This window comes from Streptomyces sp. NPDC050704, assembly GCF_040654355.1.
In the GTDB taxonomy this organism is placed as follows: domain Bacteria; phylum Actinomycetota; class Actinomycetes; order Streptomycetales; family Streptomycetaceae; genus Streptomyces.
The window spans coordinates 1-18,685 of sequence record NZ_JBFAHW010000065.1 but is presented as its reverse complement, the minus strand read 5'-3'; the positions used below and the strand labels follow the sequence as shown (position 1 = coordinate 18,685).

General features: G+C 70.2%; 17 protein-coding genes. 5 read left to right on the top strand and 12 right to left on the bottom strand.

Annotated elements, in window-relative coordinates; translation table 11 throughout:
• Positions 1-73: 73 nt before the first annotated feature.
• The gene (locus tag AB0I18_RS32035; RefSeq protein ID WP_363109125.1) at positions 74-1,273 is read left to right on the top strand and encodes a hypothetical protein; all 1,200 of its coding nucleotides are present in this window, start codon (positions 74-76) and stop codon (positions 1,271-1,273) included.
• 96 nt (positions 1,274-1,369) lie between these two features.
• On the opposite strand, the gene hflX is transcribed toward AB0I18_RS32035, so the two are convergent.
• From hflX to miaA, 6 genes are all read right to left on the bottom strand, one after another.
• Positions 1,370-2,863 (bottom strand): GTPase HflX, encoded by a 1,494-nt coding sequence (gene hflX, locus AB0I18_RS32030; protein ID WP_363109124.1) that lies wholly within the window; start codon positions 2,861-2,863, stop codon positions 1,370-1,372.
• A gap of 208 nt (positions 2,864-3,071) precedes the next feature.
• Positions 3,072-4,553: a M1 family metallopeptidase gene (locus AB0I18_RS32025; RefSeq protein ID WP_363109123.1), complete on the bottom strand. Its 1,482-nt coding sequence runs from the start codon at positions 4,551-4,553 to the stop codon at positions 3,072-3,074.
• A gap of 157 nt (positions 4,554-4,710) precedes the next feature.
• Positions 4,711-6,843, bottom strand: coding sequence for an HD domain-containing protein (locus AB0I18_RS32020; RefSeq protein WP_363109122.1), 2,133 nt, complete (start codon positions 6,841-6,843; stop codon positions 4,711-4,713).
• Positions 6,844-7,013: 170 nt separating this feature from the next.
• Positions 7,014-7,883: a diaminopimelate epimerase gene (gene dapF / locus AB0I18_RS32015; RefSeq protein ID WP_363109121.1), complete on the bottom strand. Its 870-nt coding sequence runs from the start codon at positions 7,881-7,883 to the stop codon at positions 7,014-7,016.
• An 87-nt stretch (positions 7,884-7,970) separates the two neighbouring features.
• The gene (locus AB0I18_RS32010) at positions 7,971-8,489 is read right to left on the bottom strand and encodes a hypothetical protein (protein ID WP_363109151.1); all 519 of its coding nucleotides are present in this window, start codon (positions 8,487-8,489) and stop codon (positions 7,971-7,973) included.
• A gap of 108 nt (positions 8,490-8,597) precedes the next feature.
• A complete protein-coding gene (gene miaA, locus AB0I18_RS32005; protein WP_363109120.1) occupies positions 8,598-9,536 on the bottom strand; it encodes a tRNA (adenosine(37)-N6)-dimethylallyltransferase MiaA in 939 nt (312 codons plus the stop codon).
• 183 nt (positions 9,537-9,719) lie between these two features.
• Between miaA and AB0I18_RS32000 the strand changes: the two genes are divergently transcribed.
• Together AB0I18_RS32000 and AB0I18_RS31995 are read left to right on the top strand one after the other, a co-directional pair.
• Entirely contained in the window at positions 9,720-10,016 is a 297-nt protein-coding gene (locus tag AB0I18_RS32000; RefSeq protein ID WP_363109119.1) for a hypothetical protein, read from the top strand.
• Between the two features lie 24 nt (positions 10,017-10,040).
• Positions 10,041-10,316, top strand: coding sequence for an antitoxin (locus tag AB0I18_RS31995; protein ID WP_363109118.1), 276 nt, complete (start codon positions 10,041-10,043; stop codon positions 10,314-10,316).
• A 610-nt stretch (positions 10,317-10,926) separates the two neighbouring features.
• Here the strand turns inward: AB0I18_RS31995 and AB0I18_RS31990 are convergent.
• The 4 genes from AB0I18_RS31990 to AB0I18_RS31975 all read right to left on the bottom strand — a co-directional run bounded on the left by AB0I18_RS31990 (position 10,927) and on the right by AB0I18_RS31975 (position 14,578).
• Positions 10,927-11,703 carry a class III extradiol dioxygenase subunit B-like domain-containing protein gene (locus AB0I18_RS31990; protein WP_363109117.1) on the bottom strand — a complete coding sequence of 259 codons (777 nt, stop codon included), beginning with the start codon at positions 11,701-11,703 and terminating at the stop codon, positions 10,927-10,929.
• Positions 11,704-11,772: 69 nt separating this feature from the next.
• Entirely contained in the window at positions 11,773-12,027 is a 255-nt protein-coding gene (locus AB0I18_RS31985; protein WP_363109116.1) for a hypothetical protein, read from the bottom strand.
• A gap of 58 nt (positions 12,028-12,085) precedes the next feature.
• Entirely contained in the window at positions 12,086-13,606 is a 1,521-nt protein-coding gene (gene miaB / locus AB0I18_RS31980) for a tRNA (N6-isopentenyl adenosine(37)-C2)-methylthiotransferase MiaB (RefSeq protein WP_363109115.1), read from the bottom strand.
• 405 nt (positions 13,607-14,011) lie between these two features.
• Positions 14,012-14,578, bottom strand: a complete 567-nt coding sequence (locus AB0I18_RS31975; RefSeq protein WP_363109114.1) for an antibiotic biosynthesis monooxygenase — start codon at positions 14,576-14,578, stop codon at positions 14,012-14,014.
• A 158-nt stretch (positions 14,579-14,736) separates the two neighbouring features.
• On the opposite strand from AB0I18_RS31975, the gene AB0I18_RS31970 reads away from it, so the two are divergent.
• The gene (locus tag AB0I18_RS31970; RefSeq protein WP_363109113.1) at positions 14,737-15,735 is read left to right on the top strand and encodes a TAXI family TRAP transporter solute-binding subunit; all 999 of its coding nucleotides are present in this window, start codon (positions 14,737-14,739) and stop codon (positions 15,733-15,735) included.
• Between the two features lie 96 nt (positions 15,736-15,831).
• On the opposite strand, the gene AB0I18_RS31965 is transcribed toward AB0I18_RS31970, so the two are convergent.
• The gene (locus AB0I18_RS31965; RefSeq protein ID WP_363109112.1) at positions 15,832-17,241 is read right to left on the bottom strand and encodes a HAMP domain-containing sensor histidine kinase; all 1,410 of its coding nucleotides are present in this window, start codon (positions 17,239-17,241) and stop codon (positions 15,832-15,834) included.
• Positions 17,242-17,250: 9 nt separating this feature from the next.
• Positions 17,251-17,937, bottom strand: coding sequence for a response regulator transcription factor (locus AB0I18_RS31960; RefSeq protein WP_363109111.1), 687 nt, complete (start codon positions 17,935-17,937; stop codon positions 17,251-17,253).
• A gap of 285 nt (positions 17,938-18,222) precedes the next feature.
• Here AB0I18_RS31960 and AB0I18_RS31955 point away from each other — a divergent pair.
• On the top strand, positions 18,223-18,685 hold a 463-nt coding region (locus AB0I18_RS31955), incomplete at its 3' end, for an ATP-binding cassette domain-containing protein (RefSeq protein ID WP_363109110.1).

The following is an 18,685-nucleotide window of genomic DNA, read 5'->3' as shown; positions in this document are numbered from 1 at the left end:
GGCTTCACGGAGAGCCGACTTCGCGCCCGACCCGTACATGACTTGTGCACGTTCAATCGGGGGTAACAGCACCATGGGTTCCACACGTCCGTCTTTCGCGAGCAGGCGCGGGCGGCGCCGCGTGCTCGCCGCCACCGGGCTGGTAGCGGCCCTGGCGCTCACCGCCACCGCCTGCGGCCCGGGTGACGACAAGGCCGCCGACAAACCCGGTGGCACCACCTCCCAGGCCGCGGGCGACGACAAGATCGAGATTCCCGCCGACATCGCCGACAAGCTCAAGGAGCACGGCATCGATGTCGACCGGTGGAAGAACGGCGAATGGAAGAACTGGGACCAGGACAAGTGGCTCAGTGAGGCCAAGGACTTCGTCAACCCGGTGATCGACGGCCTCTGGAAGCCCGAGCGGATGAAGTCGGCCAAGGACCCGGACAAGACGATCTCCGCGAAGGACGCGTCGGCCGACCAGGGCATCAGCGACCCGGCGCCGTCCCCGGTCACCGCCACCCGGGAGAAGACCCCGTACCACGAGAACGCCGCCCCGGTCGGCAAGGTCTTCTTCGACTCCCCCGAGGGCTCGATGGTCTGCTCGGGCACGATCGTCAAGGACCCGCGCAACCCGGGGAAGTCCAACCTCGTGTGGACGGCCGGCCACTGCGTGCACGCCGGAGGTGGCGGCGGTTGGTACCGCAACATCGCCTTCGTCCCCGCGTACAACGACCTCGGCAAGTCCGAGTCCGAGCTGGCGGGCGCGGCTCAGCAGGAGATCGCTCCGTACGGCCAGTACTGGGCGGACTGGGTCTCGACCTCCGACGAGTGGATTCAGGGCGGCTCGGAGTCGGGCGGCGAAGGTGCCGCGTACGACTACGCGGTGCTGCATGTGAAGCCGGAGTCGGGCTCCAAGTCCCTTGAGGAGACCGTCGGCACCGCGCTGGACGTGGACTTCTCCACGCCGGCCGCCGCGGACGCGGGAGCGATGGGTGCCTGGGGCTACCCGGCCGCGCCGCCGTACAACGGCCTGATCATGCACAAGTGCGTCGACCGGCCGGGCCGTCTCTCGCTCAGCCCGAGTCTGCCGACGATGTACCGCATCGGCTGCACGATGACCGGCGGTTCGTCCGGTGGCGGCTGGTTCCGTGTCGTCGACGGCACGACCAAGCTGGTTTCGAACACGTCGATCGGCCCGGCCGACAACACCTGGCTCGCGGGACCACAGCTCGGAAAGGGCGCCGAAACGCTCTTCGACAACATGAGCAGGGAGTACGGCGCCAAGTAGCGCCGTACGTCCGGCGGTTCCTCGCTCGCCGGCGCCTCGGACCCATGGCGAAGGCCCGCCCCCTACGAGAGGGAGCGGGCCGTTTCGCTCTGTGGATCAGGCGGCGGGCGCCGGAACGTACGGCGCCAGGTCCGCCGCCAGTTCCTCGTGCACCCGTGCCTTCAGCAGCGTGCCCTCCGGGGTGTGCTCCGCGGAGATCACCTCGCCGTCGTCGTGGGCACGCGCGATCAACTGGCCCTGCGTGTAGGGCACGAGCGCCTCGATCTCGACCGAGGGACGCGGCAGTTCGACGTCGATGAGCGCGAGCAGCTCGTCGATGCCGAGGCCCGTGCGGGCCGAGACCGCGATGGAACGCTTCTCCATCCGCATCAGCCGCTGGAGCACCAGCGGATCGGCCGCGTCCGCCTTGTTGATCACCACGATCTCGGGCACCTTGGTCGCGCCCACGTCACGGATGACCTCGCGTACGGCGGCCAGCTGCTCCTCCGGTGCGGGGTGCGAACCGTCCACCACGTGCAGGATCAGGTCGGAGTCGCCGACCTCCTCCATCGTGGAGCGGAACGCCTCGACGAGGTGGTGCGGCAGGTGGCGTACGAAGCCGACGGTGTCCGCCAGCGTGTACAGCCGCCCGCTCGGGGTCTCGGCCCGGCGCACGGTCGGGTCGAGGGTCGCGAACAGCGAGTTCTCGACGAGCACGCCCGCGCCCGTGAGGCGGTTGAGCAGCGAGGACTTGCCCGCGTTGGTGTAACCGGCGATCGCGACCGACGGCACCTTGTGTCGACGGCGCTCCTGGCGCTTGATCTCGCGGCCGGTCTTCATGTCCGCGATCTCCCGGCGCATCTTCGCCATCTTCTCGCGGATCCGACGCCGGTCGGTTTCGATCTTGGTCTCACCGGGACCACGGGTGGCGAGGCCGCCGCCCTTGCCGCCGCCCATCTGACGGGACAGCGACTGACCCCAGCCTCGGAGCCTCGGCAGCATGTACTGCATCTGCGCGAGCGCGACCTGCGCCTTGCCCTCTCGGGACTTGGCGTGCTGGGCGAAGATGTCGAGGATCAGGGCCGTACGGTCGATGACCTTGACCTTGACGACGTCTTCGAGGTGGATCAGCTGGCCGGGGCTCAGCTCACCGTCACAGATGACCGTGTCGGCGCCCGTTTCGAGAACGATGTCACGCAGTTCGTTGGCCTTGCCGGACCCGATGTACGTGGCCGGGTCCGCCTTGTCGCGGCGCTGAACCACTCCGTCGAGTACGAGCGCACCCGCGGTCTCCGCGAGAGCGGCCAGCTCCGCCATGGAATTGTCCGCGTCCGCCGCGGTTCCCGTGGTCCACACGCCGACGAGCACCACGCGCTCCAGGCGGAGCTGTCGGTACTCGACCTCGGTGACGTCCTCGAGTTCGGTGGAGAGGCCTGCCACGCGGCGCAGGGCCGCGCGGTCGGAGCGGTCGAACTGGTCGCCGTCCCGCTCTCCGTCGATCTCGTGGCTCCAGGCGACGTCCTCTTCCATCAGGGCATCGGCCCGAAGACCGTCGGGGTAGTTCTGCGCGAGGCTCTGCGTGTCCTGGGAAGGGGAAGAAGAGGAGGTCATTGGGTCCTTACGTCGATGGGGTACCTCTGGGGCGACGGACTGCGATCCGTCACCCACCACAACGTCCGGGGCCGCCGGGAGATTCCCGGCCGGAGTACCGGAGGGCCGTGTCGTCGGCCTGAGGCGTCGTTGACCCGACGATGGTCGCACGGCACGGCCCGTCTCGTCATCGAGTTATTCCGGACTGTTCATCGCGGACTGTCACGGGTCATCGCGTGCTCTTCGGGGCCTTCTCCGCGGGCGGCGCGCTGCGCCAGTCCGGGTGCCCCGGCATGGGCGGGGTCTTCTCCCCGTAGAGCCACGCCTCGAAGAACCCGCTCAGATCGCGGTCCGCGATACCTGCGGCGAGGCGCATGAAGTCCGCGGTGTCCGCCACGCCGTCGCGGTGGGTGCTCACCCAGGTCCGCTGCAGCTGCTCGAAGGCGGGCCGGCCGATCTCCTCGCGCAGCGCGTACAGGACCAGGGCGCTCCCGTCGTAGACGTTCGGCCGGAAGATGCTGAGCTTCTCGCCGGGCTCGGCCCCCTTGGGCGCGGCGGGCGGGCCACCGGCGGCCCGCCAGGTGTCGGAGGCGCGGTAGGCGGCACGCATCCGCGCCTCCATGGGCCTGTCGGCCTTCTCCTCGGCGTACAGGGCCTCGTACCAGGTGGCGTGTCCTTCGTTGAGCCACAGGTCGGACCAGGTCCGCGGGGCGACGCTGTCACCGAACCACTGGTGCGCCAGCTCGTGCACCATGATCGCCTCGACGTACCACTTCGGGTACTCGGGCCGGGTGAAGAGCTCTCTCTCGAAGAGAGAGAGCGTCTGTGTCTCGAGTTCGAACCCGGTCCGCGCCTCGGCGATCAGCAGTCCGTACGTCTCGAACGGGTAGCGGCCGACCTTCTCCTGCATCCAGGCGATCTGGCCAGGCGTCTTCCTGACCCACGGTTCCAGCCGCTCGCGGTCCTTGGTGGGCACCACGTCGCGTACGGGCAGACCGTCCGGTCCCTCTCGGTGCAGCACGGCGGAACGGCCGATGGAGACCTGGGCCAGCTCGGTGGCCATGGGGTGCTCGGTCCGGTACGTCCAGGTGGTGGCCGCGGCCCGGCGGACCACTCCTACGGGGAGCCCGTTGGCGACGGCCGTGTACCCGTTGGGGGCGGTGACCCGGATGGTGAAAAGGGCCTTGTCCGAGGGGTGGTCGTTGCCGGGGAAGACCCGGTGTCCGGCGTCGGCCTGGTTGGCCATGGCGAGACCGTCCTTGGTCCGCACCCAGCCGCTCTCCTCGTCCTTCCCAGGCATGGGGTTGCTGTCGTGGCGCACGGTGATCCGCATCCGGACACCGGGCGGCAGCGGTTCCCGGGGAGTGACCACCAGGTCCTCACCCGCGCTCCGGAACTCCGCCGGCGCACCCTCGACCTCGACGGATCGCACCGTTCCGTGCGAGTAGTCAAGATTGAACTGTTCCAGCCAGGCCGTCGTCCGGGCCTCGATCGTGGTGACGGCCGGCAGTGGCTTGCTGTTGCTGCCGGGATAGGTGAAGGCGAGGTCGTACGCCGTGACGTCGTACCCGGGGTTGCCCAGGTACGGGAAGAGGCGGTCGCCGATTCCGAGCGGGGCCGGCGAGGGGGCGCTCGCGGCGATGAGGCAGGCGGAGGCGGCGGAGGCGAGGAGGGCCGTCCGGAGCCGTCGAGGGGCCCTTGGGCCTGACATCCCGGTACGGGAGGTCGTGGGGGTGCGCAGCATGGACCACGGCTATCAGCGCCCACCCGCCGTGCGGTGCCGACTCGCACCACGTCCACCCGAATGGACTCTTCCCGCGTGACCTGGCGGGGCTGCCGGCCGGGGAGCGCCCGCTCCCGACGGCCTCCTACGACGCCGTCGTCGGGTGCTGGGCCCGGGTCACGTCGAACACGCCCGGCACATTGCGCATGGCCCGCATCAGCGCGGGAAGGTGGGCGGCGTCCGGGAGTTGGAGCGTGTAGGTGTGGCGTACGCGCTGCTGGCTGGGCGGTTCGACGATCGCCGAGACGATGGGGACGCCTTCCAGCGCGATGGCTTCGGTGAGGTCGGCGAGCAGATGCGGCCGTCCGAAGGACTCGGCGACGAGCGTGACGCGACACTCCGTGGTGTCGCCCCAGCGCACGTCGACCTCCGCACGCCCCGCGCCTTTCATCCGCGCCACCGCGGCGCACTCGACGCGGTGCACGGTCACCGCTCCCCCGCGTACGGAGAAGCCGGTGACCTCGTCGGGCGGTACGGGCGTACAGCAGCCCGCGAGGCGTACGGTCGCGCCGGGCTGGTCCACGACGACGTCCGCGGCGGCCGGGCGTGCGGCAGGGCCGTCCGCGTACGGGCGCGGGGTCGAGGCCGGCGTCTCGGGCTCGGCGACCGGCGACGGATGCGCGGCCAGCCAGCGGGTGATGGCGATCCGCGCGACAGGCGTGTGCGCGTGCTCCAGCCACTCTCTGGAGGGCTCCGAGGACGGGTCCTGGCCCATCAGCAGTTGCACGGTGTCGCCGTCGCTCAGGACCGTACTCAGCGTCGCCAGGCGGCCGTTGACGCGCGCGCCGATGCAGGCGTGCGCGTCCTCGCCGTACTGGGCGTACGCGGCGTCCACGCAGCTGGCGCCCGCGGGCAGCCCGAGTGTGCCGCCGTCGGGGCGGAAGACGGTGATCTCCCGGTCCTGGGCGAGGTCTTCGCGGAGCGTGGACCAGAACGTGTCGGGGTCGGGGGCGGCCTCCTGCCAGTCGAGGAGACGGGAGAGCCAGCCGGGGCGGGTGGGGTCGACGCGCTCGCCGTCCACAGGGCGCTCGCCGTCACCGTCCGTCTGCTCCTCCGAAGGAGGAGCGTAGGGATTGCCGAGCGCGATGACGCCGGCCTCGGCGACCTTGTGCATCTGGTGCGTACGGATGAGGACTTCGGCGACCTGGCCGTCGGCGCGGGCGACGGCGGTGTGCAGCGACTGGTACAGGTTGAACTTGGGGACGGCGATGAAGTCCTTGAACTCCGAGACCACCGGCGTGAGGCAGGTGTGCAGTTCGCCGAGGACCCCGTAGCAGTCGGCGTCCTCGTTGACGAGCACCAGGAGGCGTCCGAAGTCGGCGCCGCGCAGCTCGCCGCGTTTGCGCGAGACGCGGTGCACGGAGACGAAGTGCCGTGGCCGGATGAGGACTTCGGCCGGGAGTCCGGCTTCGCGCAGAACGGCGCGCACCTCTTCGGAGATCTCGGCGAGGGGATCGTCGGCGCGCGAGGCGTTGCTGACGATGAGTTCCCTGGTGTGCTGGTACTCCTCGGGGTGCAGAATCGCGAAGACGAGGTCCTCGAGCTCGGTCTTCAGGGCCTGGACGCCGAGGCGTTCGGCCAGCGGGATCAGAACGTCCTTGGTCACCTTGGCGATGCGTTCCTGCTTCTCGGGACGCATGACACCGAGCGTGCGCATGTTGTGCAGCCGGTCGGCGAGTTTGATCGACATCACGCGTACGTCGCTGCCGGTGGCGACGAGCATCTTGCGGAACGTCTCGGGCTCGGCCGCCGCCCCGTAGTCGACCTTCTCCAACTTCGTGACGCCGTCGACGAGATAGCGGACCTCCTCGCCGAACTCCTCACGCACCTGATCGAGCGTCACTTCCGTGTCCTCGACGGTGTCGTGGAGCAGAGACGCCGTCAGGGTCGTGGTCTCGGCGCCGAGTTCGGCGAGGATCAGGGTGACCGCGAGCGGGTGCGTGATGTACGGCTCGCCGCTCTTGCGCATCTGGCCGCGGTGCGAGGACTCGGCGAGGACGTAGGCCCGGCGCAGCGGGTCCAGGTCGGCGTCGGGGTAGTGGGCGCGATGGGCCTCGACCACGTGACCGATCGCGTCGGGCAGCCGGCCACGGGCTGCGGGCCCCAGGAGAGCGGCCCGGCCGAGGCGCCGCAGATCGATCCGGGGCCGGCCCTTCCTGCGATGCACCCCTGGCGTCATGGGGCCGGGCATCGCGGGGTTCGTGGCCTCCGCACTCATGGGCACCTCCGGCTGCGTGGACCGGCGGACGGGGTGCCCCAATGGCGTACGCGGCTCTGGGGATGGCGTCGTTCCCCCGTCCGGGCCGGTGCTTGATGCTACCGAGCCCACCACGCCCGGCTGACCGTCTCTCGCCGAGCGTGAAACGGATCACCCATTCGAGCGAAGGTTCAGGGGGTCACGGTTTCGAACCACTCGGCGTCGATCTCACCCTCAGCGACGATCACCGCGGGCCCGGTCATCTCGATCTCGCCGTCGGTCCGCTCGGTGATCAGCAGCCGCCCGCCGGGCACGTCGACGGTGTACGTCGTCGGAGTACCGGTCAGGGCGGGGTCGGCGCCGTCCCTGCGCGCCGCCGCCACAGCTACGGCACACGCGCCCGTGCCACAGGAGCGGGTCTCACCGGCACCGCGCTCGTGGACACGCAGAGCGACGTGACGCACGCCACGGTCGATGACGAATTCGACGTTCACACCGTCCGGGTACGCGGACGCAGGGCTGAACGGCGGCGGGGTGTAGAGGTTTCCGGCGTGGCCGAGGTCCTCCACGAAGGCGACCGCGTGCGGGTTTCCCATGTCGACGTTGCGCGCGGGCCAGCTGCGCTCCCCGACGCTCACGGTGACGTCCCCTTCGGGGAGGAGCGCCTTGCCCATGCCGACGGTGATGTCACCCTCCTTGGCGATGTGCACCGCCTTCACGCCGCCGCGCGTGGCGACCGCGATGTCTCCTTCGACCACATGCCCGGCACGCTGGAGGTATCGCGCGAACACACGCACTCCGTTGCCGCACATCTCGGCGATCGAGCCGTCGCCGTTGCGGTAGTCCATGAACCATTCCGCTTCGGCCGCCATCGCCGCGGCCTCGGGGTGGGCGGCGGAGCGTACGACATGCAGCAGACCGTCCCCGCCGATGCCCGCGCGGCGGTCGCACAGGGCGGCGACGGTGGCCGGAGGCAGGTCGATGGAGTTCTCGGGGTCGGGGATGATCACGAAGTCGTTCTCGGTCCCGTGCCCCTTGAGGAAGGCGATCCGCGTGCTCATTCCTCGATCGTACGGGTTCGCTACGACAGCCCGGCCGACCGGTCCGCAGCCGGACCGCACTCGCCGGCGGCATCCGGACCGGGACGCTCAGCGCAGGCGGGCCACGCGCCACACGGCGAGGACCACGACCGCGGTGACGACCACGGTGTACGCGATCACGACGCGCCAGTCCCGGCGGCGGTCGGAGCCGCGCTGCGGGAGGCCAGGCCACGTGTAACCCACACGACGGGCGGCCATCATGCCCCAGCCCGCGGCGCAGGAGCAGATCAGCAGACCGAGCATGGCCACCATGGCCCCGCTGTCGCCGAAGTCGAAGGCCAGCGGGAAGGCGAACATCAGGGAGCCGAGCGCGGCGAGGCTCACGATGGGCGCGAGCTGCCAGATGCGCATACGCCGCTGGGGGCGCAGCTCGACCTCGACCTCGGGACCCGCGAACATCTCGTCCGGCTCAGGTCCGTCGGCCGTCACACCGCCGGCCTCGTCGGGCCCGTCCGGGCTCAGCCGGTCCCCGTCGGGGTCCTGCTGATCCTGTGCGGTGTCGTGCGCCCCGCCGGTGGCGGTGCCTTGCTCCGCGCCTTGTGCGGTGTCGCGAGGGCCGGCCTCCATCGCCACGCGCCCTCCCAACTCGGACTCCACTTGGTCGATCGAAGCTCGATGATGGCACGGCCCGGGAGGCCGGGATGACGGCCGGAGCGTCCCGATGCCATGACGTGATCAGGCTGTGACCGGTCGTTCGACCAATGCCAGCGCGAGCTGCGGAAGTTCTGTGAGATCCACCGCAGCCCCACTCAGCCAATGCACCCGCGGATCGCGTCTGAACCAGGAATCCTGGCGGCGCGCGAAGCGCTTGGTGGCTCGTACGGTCTCCGCACGCGCCTCCTCCTCGGTGCACTCCCCGGAGAGCGCCGAGAGCACCTGCTGGTAGCCGAGGGCCCGCGATGCCGTACGCCCTTCGCGCAACCCGTGCGCCTCCAGTGCGCGCACCTCGTCGACGAGGCCGGCCTCCCACATGCGGTCCACCCGACGGGCGATGCGCTCGTCGAGCTCGGGACGCGCCACGTCGACGCCGATCTGCACGGTGTCGTAGACGGAGTCGTGGCCGGGCAGGTTGGCGGTGAAGGGCTTGCCGGTGATCTCGATGACTTCCAGGGCCCGGACGATCCGGCGGCCGTTGCTGGGCAGGATCGCGTGCCCCGCCTCGGGGTCGGCGACGGCCAGCCGGGCGTGCAGCGCGCCGGAGCCGCGCAGGGTGAGCTCCTCCTCCAGGCGGGCCCGAACCTCGGGATCGGTGCCGGGGAACTCCAGGTTGTCGACGGCGCCGCGGACGTACAGCCCGGAGCCGCCGACGAGGACCGGCCAGCGCCCGTCGGCGAGCAGCGCGTCGATGCGGTGCCGTGCGAGACGCTGGTACTCGGCGACGCTCGCGGTCACCGTCACGTCCCAGATGTCCAGGAGATGGTGCGGGATTCCGTCGCGCTCCTCGGGCGTCAACTTCGCTGTACCGATGTCCATCCCTCGATAGAGCTGCATGGAGTCGGCGTTGATGACCTCGCCGCCGAGTCGCTGGGCCAGATGGACGCCCAGATCGGACTTACCCGCCGCGGTGGGACCGACGACGGCGATGACCCGCGGGGCGGGAGCTGCACTACTCACCGCAACAGTCTCGCAAACGTCGGGGCCACTTCTCGAACGAGCTACGTGACGCCACAGGGCCGGGGTCGTTGCCTGTTGCGAGGTTCCAGCCGCCGGTTTCGAGAACCGGTGACCCCGGGCGACGCAATGGGACGCACCGGGCGACGCGGGATTTCGCCCACACGAGTAAGGCATGGAGTGGATATGGGCGTTTTTGCACGGCTTCTTCGCAAAGAAGGGTCTAAGTCCAAAGGATCAGAGGAGGCGTCAACCGCCGAGGCACAGGCCGACACACTGACGGCCGATTCCGAGGCGGAGGCGAAGGGTAAGGCGGGGGAAGCGGCGCAGGGGTCGGCCGAGACCGAAACCGCGTCGGAGTCGACATCGGCGTCGGCGTCCGCCGAGTCCGACGAGGCTGCGGCGGAGGGTGTCGAGATCCCCAAGCAGCAGTCCGCCGAAGAGGCGGCCGACAGCGAGGCCGGCGAGGGTGCCCGCAAGTAACTGTCCCGCGAGGGAAGGCGAACCATGGGTCTCCTGGACAATCTGAGAGCCGGACTCGCGCCTGCCAAGGAGAAGGTCTCCGACCTCGCGCAACAGCACGGGGGCAAGATCGGACAGGGCCTCGACAAGGCCGCGAAGCTGGCCGATGAGAAGACCAAGGGCAGGTACAGCGGCAAGATCCAGACAGGCACGGGCAAGGCCAAGGGTGCCCTGGACCGGATCGCGCACAAGGAGAGCGACGGGACGGACGGTGACGTGATGCCTCCGCCGACCTCGTCGCCACCGTCCTCGGCATCCTGAAGGACCAGCCCAGCACATCGGCGGACGGCCACGGAGCGCTTGCGGCTCTCGGCCGTCCGCCGTGTTCTTGGGGCGTTCCGACGCTCCGGCGCGCCGGCGCTGCTTGGGCTGCCGCTCTGGCTCTTGAGCACGCCAGGGCGCGAGCCCGTGCGTCGCGCCACGCTGCTTCAGCCCCGGCGGCGAGCGACGAGCCGTGTGACAGCCCTGTGGAGCATGCCGCGGTGCCGGTGCCTGGATCGCGCCTCGGATCTTGAACCCCACCACGACACGGCACGGCACGGCACGGCACGGCACGGCACTGCACGTGCACTGCACTGCACTGCACGCGACCTTGGGCACGCCATGGTCTCGGCCGCACCACAGTGCTTGCACCGCGCCACGACGCCTACGCCACGCCACGGTTCTGGAGCACGCCAAGTCCCGTATCAGGCAAGGGGCGTGTCCCTCGGGCCCACACCGCAGCAAACCAAGCCACTGCAGCAAACCAAGTGCGCGCCGGCATCGGCCTGTCCTCGGACCGGGCGCGGGCCCATCCCGGGTACCTGCGCCCGCGCCCACGGCAGCCGTACCGCCGCAGGACCCGCCCGCCACGGTCGACTCCTCACGCGGGCTACGACCACGCGGCCACCATGTACCCCACGCCATAAGGCGCGTCCTCATACAGCAGCGCGCCCCCGAGCCCCGCGCCGTCGGCCGCGCCGGCGAGCACCTGCCAGGGGGCCCGGCCGGAGGCCTTCAGCTCGTACGCCAGCTCGGCGTCCAGCGCCTTGAGGGCGGCCACGTCCGCCGCCTCCAGCGCACGCGCGACCTCCGCGTCGAACCCCTCCGCCCGCTCGTCGAGATACCCCGGCGCCTTGAGCGTGCGGCACGCGCTGGCGTCGCCCATCACCAGCAGTGCCACCCTCTCGGGCCGCGCGACGATTTCCTCTCCCACTTGGATACACCGCTCGGCCGCGAGAGGTTCCCCCACTCCGAGGCCTTCGACGGGGGCATCGGACCAGTCGGTACGGTGCAGCAGCCAGGCGGCGACGGCCAGCGAGCAGGGCAGCGCCCGCTGCGAGGACCCGGCAAGCTCCGAGCGTTCCGATTCACCCGGCCCCTCCGATTCACCCGGCTTCTCCGCCGCCGGCGCACCGTGCCCGCCCAGTCGCACATCAAGATCCACCCCGAACCCGCGGAACGATCCCCACGCGCCCTCGGGATGGGCCCCGCGGCCGCTCGGTCCGGCGGGCCCCACGACCACCAGCCGGTCGGGGCGCGCGGCGGCCAGCACGCCCAACGCATCCGTACAAGCGGCGCGTGCCGCGGCCAGCTCGCCCGCGGCGCCCGCGGCGACGTCGGGCACGAGCAGGGGCGGACAGGGGCACACGGCGGCGGCGACAAGCATGATCGGCAGCGTAGCCCCGTGCGACGGCCGGGCGTCACTCCGCCGCCGGGCGCCACCACTCGCCGGGCCTCACTCCTCGACGAGCACGTCCGCGAGATCGATGACCGTGGGGAGCAGTTCTGCGAGTTCGCCGTCGCTGATCACGTACTCGATGAACAGGTTCCGCGGCAGCGCCGTCTCGCGAGTCGCCTCGTCGCCGCCCACGGCGTACGACAGCTTGTGACGCGGGTCGGCCGGCAGTACGGCCGGCCCGCGGTCCGGCACCTCCCGGCGCTCGGCGGGAAGGCTGTCCCGGACTCGTGCGGCAGGCTCGGTGGACTCCACGCTGCACGGCAGGAGGAACCCCTCCCCCGGCAGCCCCTGACGCGGTCGGTCGCCGCGATCAGTCGCAGCCGCAGCCGCTGCCCGTCGCGACCGGCAGCGGTGCCGGAGCCCCGATCTTCGGCAAGCCCAGCATGACGCCCGCCGGCTTCGCGGCCTCGGCGGCGTTGCGCTTCTCCCAGGCGTCCCCCGCGCGCGTGCGGCGCACATCGAGGACGGCGCCCTCGGCGAGCAGGTGGTGCGGGGCGGCGTACGTGATCTCGACGGTGACGACGTCACCGGGGCGGACCTCGGCGTCAGGCTTGGTGAAGTGCACCAGGCGGTTGTCGCGGGCGCGCCCGGAGAGGCGGTGCGTGGCGCCGTCCTTGCGCCCCTCGCCCTCGGCGACCATCAGCTCCAGGGTGCGGCCGACCTGCTTCTTGTTCTCGTCCCAGGAGATCTCCTCCTGAAGGGCGACCAGGCGCTCGTAGCGCTCCTGGACGACCTTCTTGGGAATCTGCCCCTCCATGGTGGCCGCCGGGGTTCCGGGACGCTTGGAGTACTGGAACGTGAACGCCTGCGCGAAGCGGGCCTCGCGGACGGCGTGCAGCGTCTGCTCGAAGTCCTCCTCGGTCTCGCCGGGGAAGCCCACGATGATGTCGGTGGTGATCGCCGCGTGCGGAATCGCGGCGCGGACCTTCTCGATGATGCCGAGGTACCGCTCCTGCCGGTACGACCGGCGCATCGCCTTGAGGACGGTGTCCGAACCGGACTGCATCGGCATGTGCAGCTGCGGCATGACGTTCGGCGTCTCGGCCATCGCGGCGATGACGTCGTCCGTGAAGTCGCGGGGGTGCGGCGAGGTGAAGCGCACGCGCTCCAGGCCCTCGATCTTTCCGCAGGCCCGCAGCAGCTTGCTGAAGGCCTCGCGGTCGCCGATGTCGGAGCCGTAGGCGTTGACATTCTGGCCGAGCAGCGTGATCTCGGAGACGCCCTCGCCGACCAGCGCCTCGATCTCGGCGAGGATGTCGCCGGTTCTGCGGTCCTTCTCCTTGCCGCGCAGCGCCGGAACGATGCAGAACGTGCAGGTGTTGTTGCAGCCGACGGAGATGGACACCCAGGCGGCGTACGCGCTTTCGCGGCGGGTCGGCAGCGTCGACGGGAACGCCTCCAGCGACTCGGCGATCTCGACCTGCGCCTCTTCCTGGACGCGGGCACGCTCCAGGAGGACGGGCAGCTTGCCGATGTTGTGCGTACCGAAGACGACGTCCACCCAGGGCGCCTTCTTGACGATGGTGTCGCGGTCCTTCTGGGCGAGGCAGCCGCCGACGGCGATCTGCATGCCGGGCCGCTTCGTCTTCATCGGTGCGAGCCGGCCGAGATTGCCGTACAGCCGGTTGTCCGCGTTCTCCCGCACGGCGCACGTGTTGAAGACGACGACGTCCGCGTCACCGTCGGAACCCTCGGGCGCGCGCACGTAACCGGCGGTCTCCAGCAGCCCGGAGAGCCGCTCGGAGTCGTGGACGTTCATCTGACATCCATAAGTGCGGATTTCATAACTTCGATTGACGCCCACTGCCAGGCTCCGGTCGCTGCTGCTCATGCCATAAGGGTAGGCGGTGCCTCGGACAGCCCCCGCCTCCCCGGCCCTGCGGGCCGAGTACCGCGTCCGGCCGACCCGCCGGATGTCCCGTGGCCCGAGGTCGGCCCGGTCCTGAAGGTGGCACGCGGCCTGCTCCAGTTCTCCAGGAGCACCCCGCGAAAGAACAGAGCCCCGGCTGGACGGGGGAGACCAGCCGGGGCCGTGCGTGGTGGCTCGCGGAGGGCGGTCGCCTGTCGGCGAAAGGCTCCATGGGGCTTCAGCCGAACGATCGTCCCCATGGGCTATAGGTGAGGCCCGGGGACACTGTCCCCTCCGCAGCCACGTAAAGAGGAACGGCGGAGTACGCCGCGTTGTTCCGGAGCCCTCGCCGCAACGCGTGTGAGGTGGGTCATGTCCTGCCGAGGGTCAACCGTCGGGCGGCCGATAGAGCCAGAGCCGCAGCACGCGGCTGAGCGCGGGCATGATCACGTACGTCAGCATGGGCAGCAGTACGCACGGGAACACCGCGGCCCGCAACGGCAGGGGCCAGCTGGTCGTACTCGGGGTCACCAGCCACTGGATCAGGAAGGTGAGCGGATAGGCGCCGAGGAAGGTGGCCAGGACCATCTTCCAGCGCGGCGGAGCCTGCACGGTGGTTCCGGGCAGACGGAACCAGCCCTCCAGGCCGGTGGTCGACTGCCGTTCGCTGCTGACTTCGGTGGCGATGCCGTCGATCCGCGCGTGCCACTCCGCCCGCTCCGGTGATGTCAGCCATGCGGTGAGCCGCTCGGGATCGGCGAAGTGGAGCACGGCGTGGAACCGGTGACCGTGTTCCGGGCGCAGCCAGGAGACACCCTGGTTTCCGGGGAACCGCGACGCGCAAGCGGTGACACCGCGGGTCCACTCTTCGAAGTCGGCTTCCCGGCCGGGGCGCACCTGCCAGGTGAAGACAGAGGTGACGGGTTCGGTGCATGAGGCCTGCGTGGTGCTCATGCCCGCCACGAGTGCCATGTCTGGCGCAGGCCATGCGTGCTGTGCCGGATTCGGCCCACCGATCCCGGGGCCCCCTCCACGCCCTCCACGCGCGCGTGGAGGGCGCTTATGGGTCCAGCCCTGGTCATCACGGCCGGTGAGCTGACAGGATCGCGCGCATGTTCCAGGCACTCCCCCGTATCGGCAGGCGCCGGGCCCTGCAAGGCTCGGCCACCGCCTTCGTGGCCTTCGGGCTGCTGCTGTGGTGGCTGCTGCCGCTGGGCAAGAGTTCCCCGACCGGGACGGTGTCATTCAGCACGGGGACGTCGACCGGCGTGTACCAGCTGTACGGCAAGCTGCTGCAGAACGCGCTCGCGAAGGACATGCCGCGCCTGGACGTAGACCTGGTGCCGAGCGAGGGCTCTCTGCAGAACGTGAAGCGAGTGGCCGTCGGGGACGCCGATTTCACCATCGCGGCGGCCGACGCCGTGGAGAAGTACAAGCGTGCGGGCGGGCAGGGCGCGGACCAGCTGCGCGGTTGCGCACGGCTGTACGACGACTACGTGCACGTGGTGGTCCCCCGCACGTCCACCGTGGACTCCATCGAGGACCTGCGGGACAAGAGGGTGGCCGTTGGCCAGCTCAGCTCCGGAGTACAGCTGATCGCGGAGCATGTGCTCGACGCGGCCGGCCTCGACCTGCAGAAGGACATCGAGCCGGTGTCCGTGGGCATACAGGCCATGCCGGAACTGCTCAGAACGGGAAAGATCGACGCCTTCTTCTGGTCCGGCGGGCTCCCGACCAGCGCCGTGTCCGACCTTTCGAACGACTTCCCCACCAGGCTGATCCCGATCGGCGCGGACCTGGTGAAGAAGCTGCACGCGCAGGGCGGGGAGGCCGCCTACTACCGCGCCGCCGTGATGCCCGCGGACGCCTACCCCGAGGCCCAGGCGGGCAACTCCGTACCGACGGTGGCGGTGGCGAACCTGCTCGTGACGCGGGCCGGGACGGCCGAGACGCTGGCCGAGGGCATGACCCGCACGGTGATCAACAGCCGCGACCGCATCGGTGAGAAGGTGCACGCGGCACAGGTGGTGGACCTGCGGACCGCCATCTACACCGACCCGCTGGAGCTGCACGAGGGCGCACGGCGCTATTACCGCTCCGTGAAGCCGTAGCGGCTCGTACAGCCGCGACGGGCCCCGTCCACGCCTGATTGCACACCCGACCGCGGAACGGCGGCAGCGGGCCCCTCAGGCGCCGTGGCGACCCTGTCAGGCCCCGGGCACGGCCCGCGGGACGGTCACCGTCACCCGCAGACCATGCGGCTCATGGCGTTCGTACGCGATCGAGCCGCCGCCGGCCGCGAGCAGCGCGCGGGAGATGGACAGTCCGAGGCCCGACCCCTTGATGTTCTGGTGGCCGGGGCTGCGCCAGAAACGGTCGCCGACGCGGGTGAGTTCGTCGTCGCTGAGGCCGGGCCCTCGGTCGGTGACCACGACGGTCGAGTGCTCGCCGTTGGAGGACACCTCGACCTCGACGCATTCGCCCTCGGGGGTGAACTTCAGCGCGTTGTCGATCACCGCGTCCAGGGCGCTGGAGAGGGCGACCGGGTCGGCCCAGGCGGTCGTGGCCGGGCAGTTCCCGACGAGTCGTACGCCCTTGTCGTCGGCGACGGGAGACCAGGACGCAACCCGTTCGGCGGCCAGCTCGCCGATGTCGGTGAGCCGCAGGTCCGCGTCGACGTGCTCGGCGAGCGCCAGGTCGAGCAGGTCGTCCAGGACCTGGGCGAGGCGCTTGCCCTCGGTGCGGACCGAGGCGATCTCCTCGTTGCCCTGCGGGAGTTCCAGGGCGAGCAGCTCGATGCGCAGCAGCAGGGCGGACAGCGGGTTGCGCAGTTGGTGCGAGGCGTCGGCGACGAAGGCGCGCTGCTGCTCCAGTACGTCCTCGACGTTGTCGGCCATCTCGTTGAACGACCGGGCCAGGCGCCTGAGTTCCGGCGGCCCGCCGGCGGCCGCGACCCGGGACTTCAGGCGACCGGTCGCGATGTCGTGGGTGGTGGCGTCGAGGACGCGTACGGGCCGGAGCACCCAGCCGGTCAGCCGCAGCGCGGCGCCGAGCGCGAGGAGCATCGCGGCGGCCTCGCCCACGCCGATGACCACCCAGCCGCGCAGGATCTTCGAACGCATCTGCCCGGTGGGCGAGTCGGTGACCACGACGGCGACGACGTCGCCGTCGTAGATGACGGGCGACGCGACGACGAGACGATTGCGTTGCCACGGCCAGATCTGCTTCGGGTCCTGGCTTCGGCGGCTCAGGAGCGCCTCTTCGAACGCGTCACGGACCTCGCCCTCCGCGGGGACGTACCAGGTCGCGGGCGCGTTGGCCATGGCCGATTCGTTGCGGCGGTAGAAGACGCCGGCGTTGATGCCGTACACCTCGTGGTACTTGACGAGTTCCTTGCGAAGCGTCTCACGGCGTTCGTTCGGGGTGTCGACCCTGGAGCCGCTCGGGCTGTCGGCGACGAACTGTGCCAGGGACGCGAAAAGTGCCGTGTCGTCGATCCGGTCGACGATCACCCTCTGTTGCTGGGCCGCCGCCAGGCTCACGGCGAGCGGGACGCCGAGGGCCAGCAGTACGGCCGCCATCAGGATGATGAGCAGCGGGAGGAGACGTGAACGCACCTGGGCCCGCTACGCCACGGGCGCGACGAGCCGGTACCCGACGCCGCGCACGGTCTCGATCAGGGCCGGCATATGCAGCTTGGAGCGCAGGGACGCGACATGCACCTCCAGGGTGCGGCCGGTCCCCTCCCAACTGGTGCGCCACACCTCACTGATGATCTGTTCCCGCCGGAACACCACGCCGGGTCGCTGGGCGAGGAGCGCGAGAAGGTCGAACTCCTTGCGGGTCAGTTGGACGACCGAACCGTCCACCGTGACCTGCCGGGTCGGCAGTTCGATGCGTACGGATCCGAGGTGCAGTGCGGTCTCGCCGGGGGTCGCCGCGTCGTCGGGGACGGTGCGCCGGCTGACGGCGTGGATCCGGGCGAGGAGTTCCCCGGTGTCGTAGGGCTTCACCACGTAGTCGTCGGCGCCGAGGTTGAGGCCGTGGATCCGGGAACGTACGTCCGCGCGCGCGGTGACCATGATGACGGGAGTGCTGGTGCGCTTGCGGATCTTGCCGCAGACCTCGTAGCCGTCCTGGTCGGGCAGGCCCAGGTCGAGAAGCACCACTCCGAAGCCGTCACTTTCCGGGACGAGCGCCTGGAGTGCCTCCTCGCCGCTGCGGGCGTGCACGACGTCGAAGCCGTGCCGTGCGAGGACCGCGGACAGCGCGGCGGCGACATGGTTGTCGTCCTCGACCAGGAGCAGTCTCATTCCGGCCCCCTTCGGTTCATCGGTCGTACGGTCTCGGCGCGTAGACGTGGGCACGCGCGCGTGCGTCAAAGAGGAAGTCACGCCGATGGACGAGTACGGCGTCAAGGGGGTGCGGGTCGCGGGCGGCTTCCGTTACTCACCCGGTACGCGCCCGAGAGTACTCTTCACGAAGAGTGTCCGGTTGCTGCCGGATCGTTATGCTCAATTTCCCCTCAGATGTAATGACGCTGGTCGTGCGGGGTTACTACTGTCCTCCGCAACCGAGGAGGACGGAGCAAGAGGCCGATGACCGAAGTTTCGGTGATCAAGGACGCCGTACCCATGGCCGGCGATCTGGTCGTGCTGAAGAACGTCAACAAGCACTTCGGCGCGCTGCATGTGCTCCAGGACATCGACCTGACCATCGCCCGTGGTGAAGTCGTCGTGGTCATCGGGCCCTCCGGGTCCGGAAAGTCCACCCTGTGCCGCGCCATCAACCGCCTGGAGATGATCGACTCGGGAGACATCTCGATCGACGGCAAGCCGCTGCCCCTTGAGGGCAAGGAACTGGCTCGGCTGCGCGCCGACGTCGGCATGGTCTTCCAGTCCTTCAATCTTTTCGCGCACAAGACGGTGCTCGAGAACGTGATGCTGGGCCAGGTCAAGGTCCGCAAGGCGGACAAGAAGGTCGCCGAGGAGAAGGCCCGCGGGCTGCTGGACCGGGTGGGTGTCACCACGCAGGCGGACAAGTACCCCGCGCAGCTGTCCG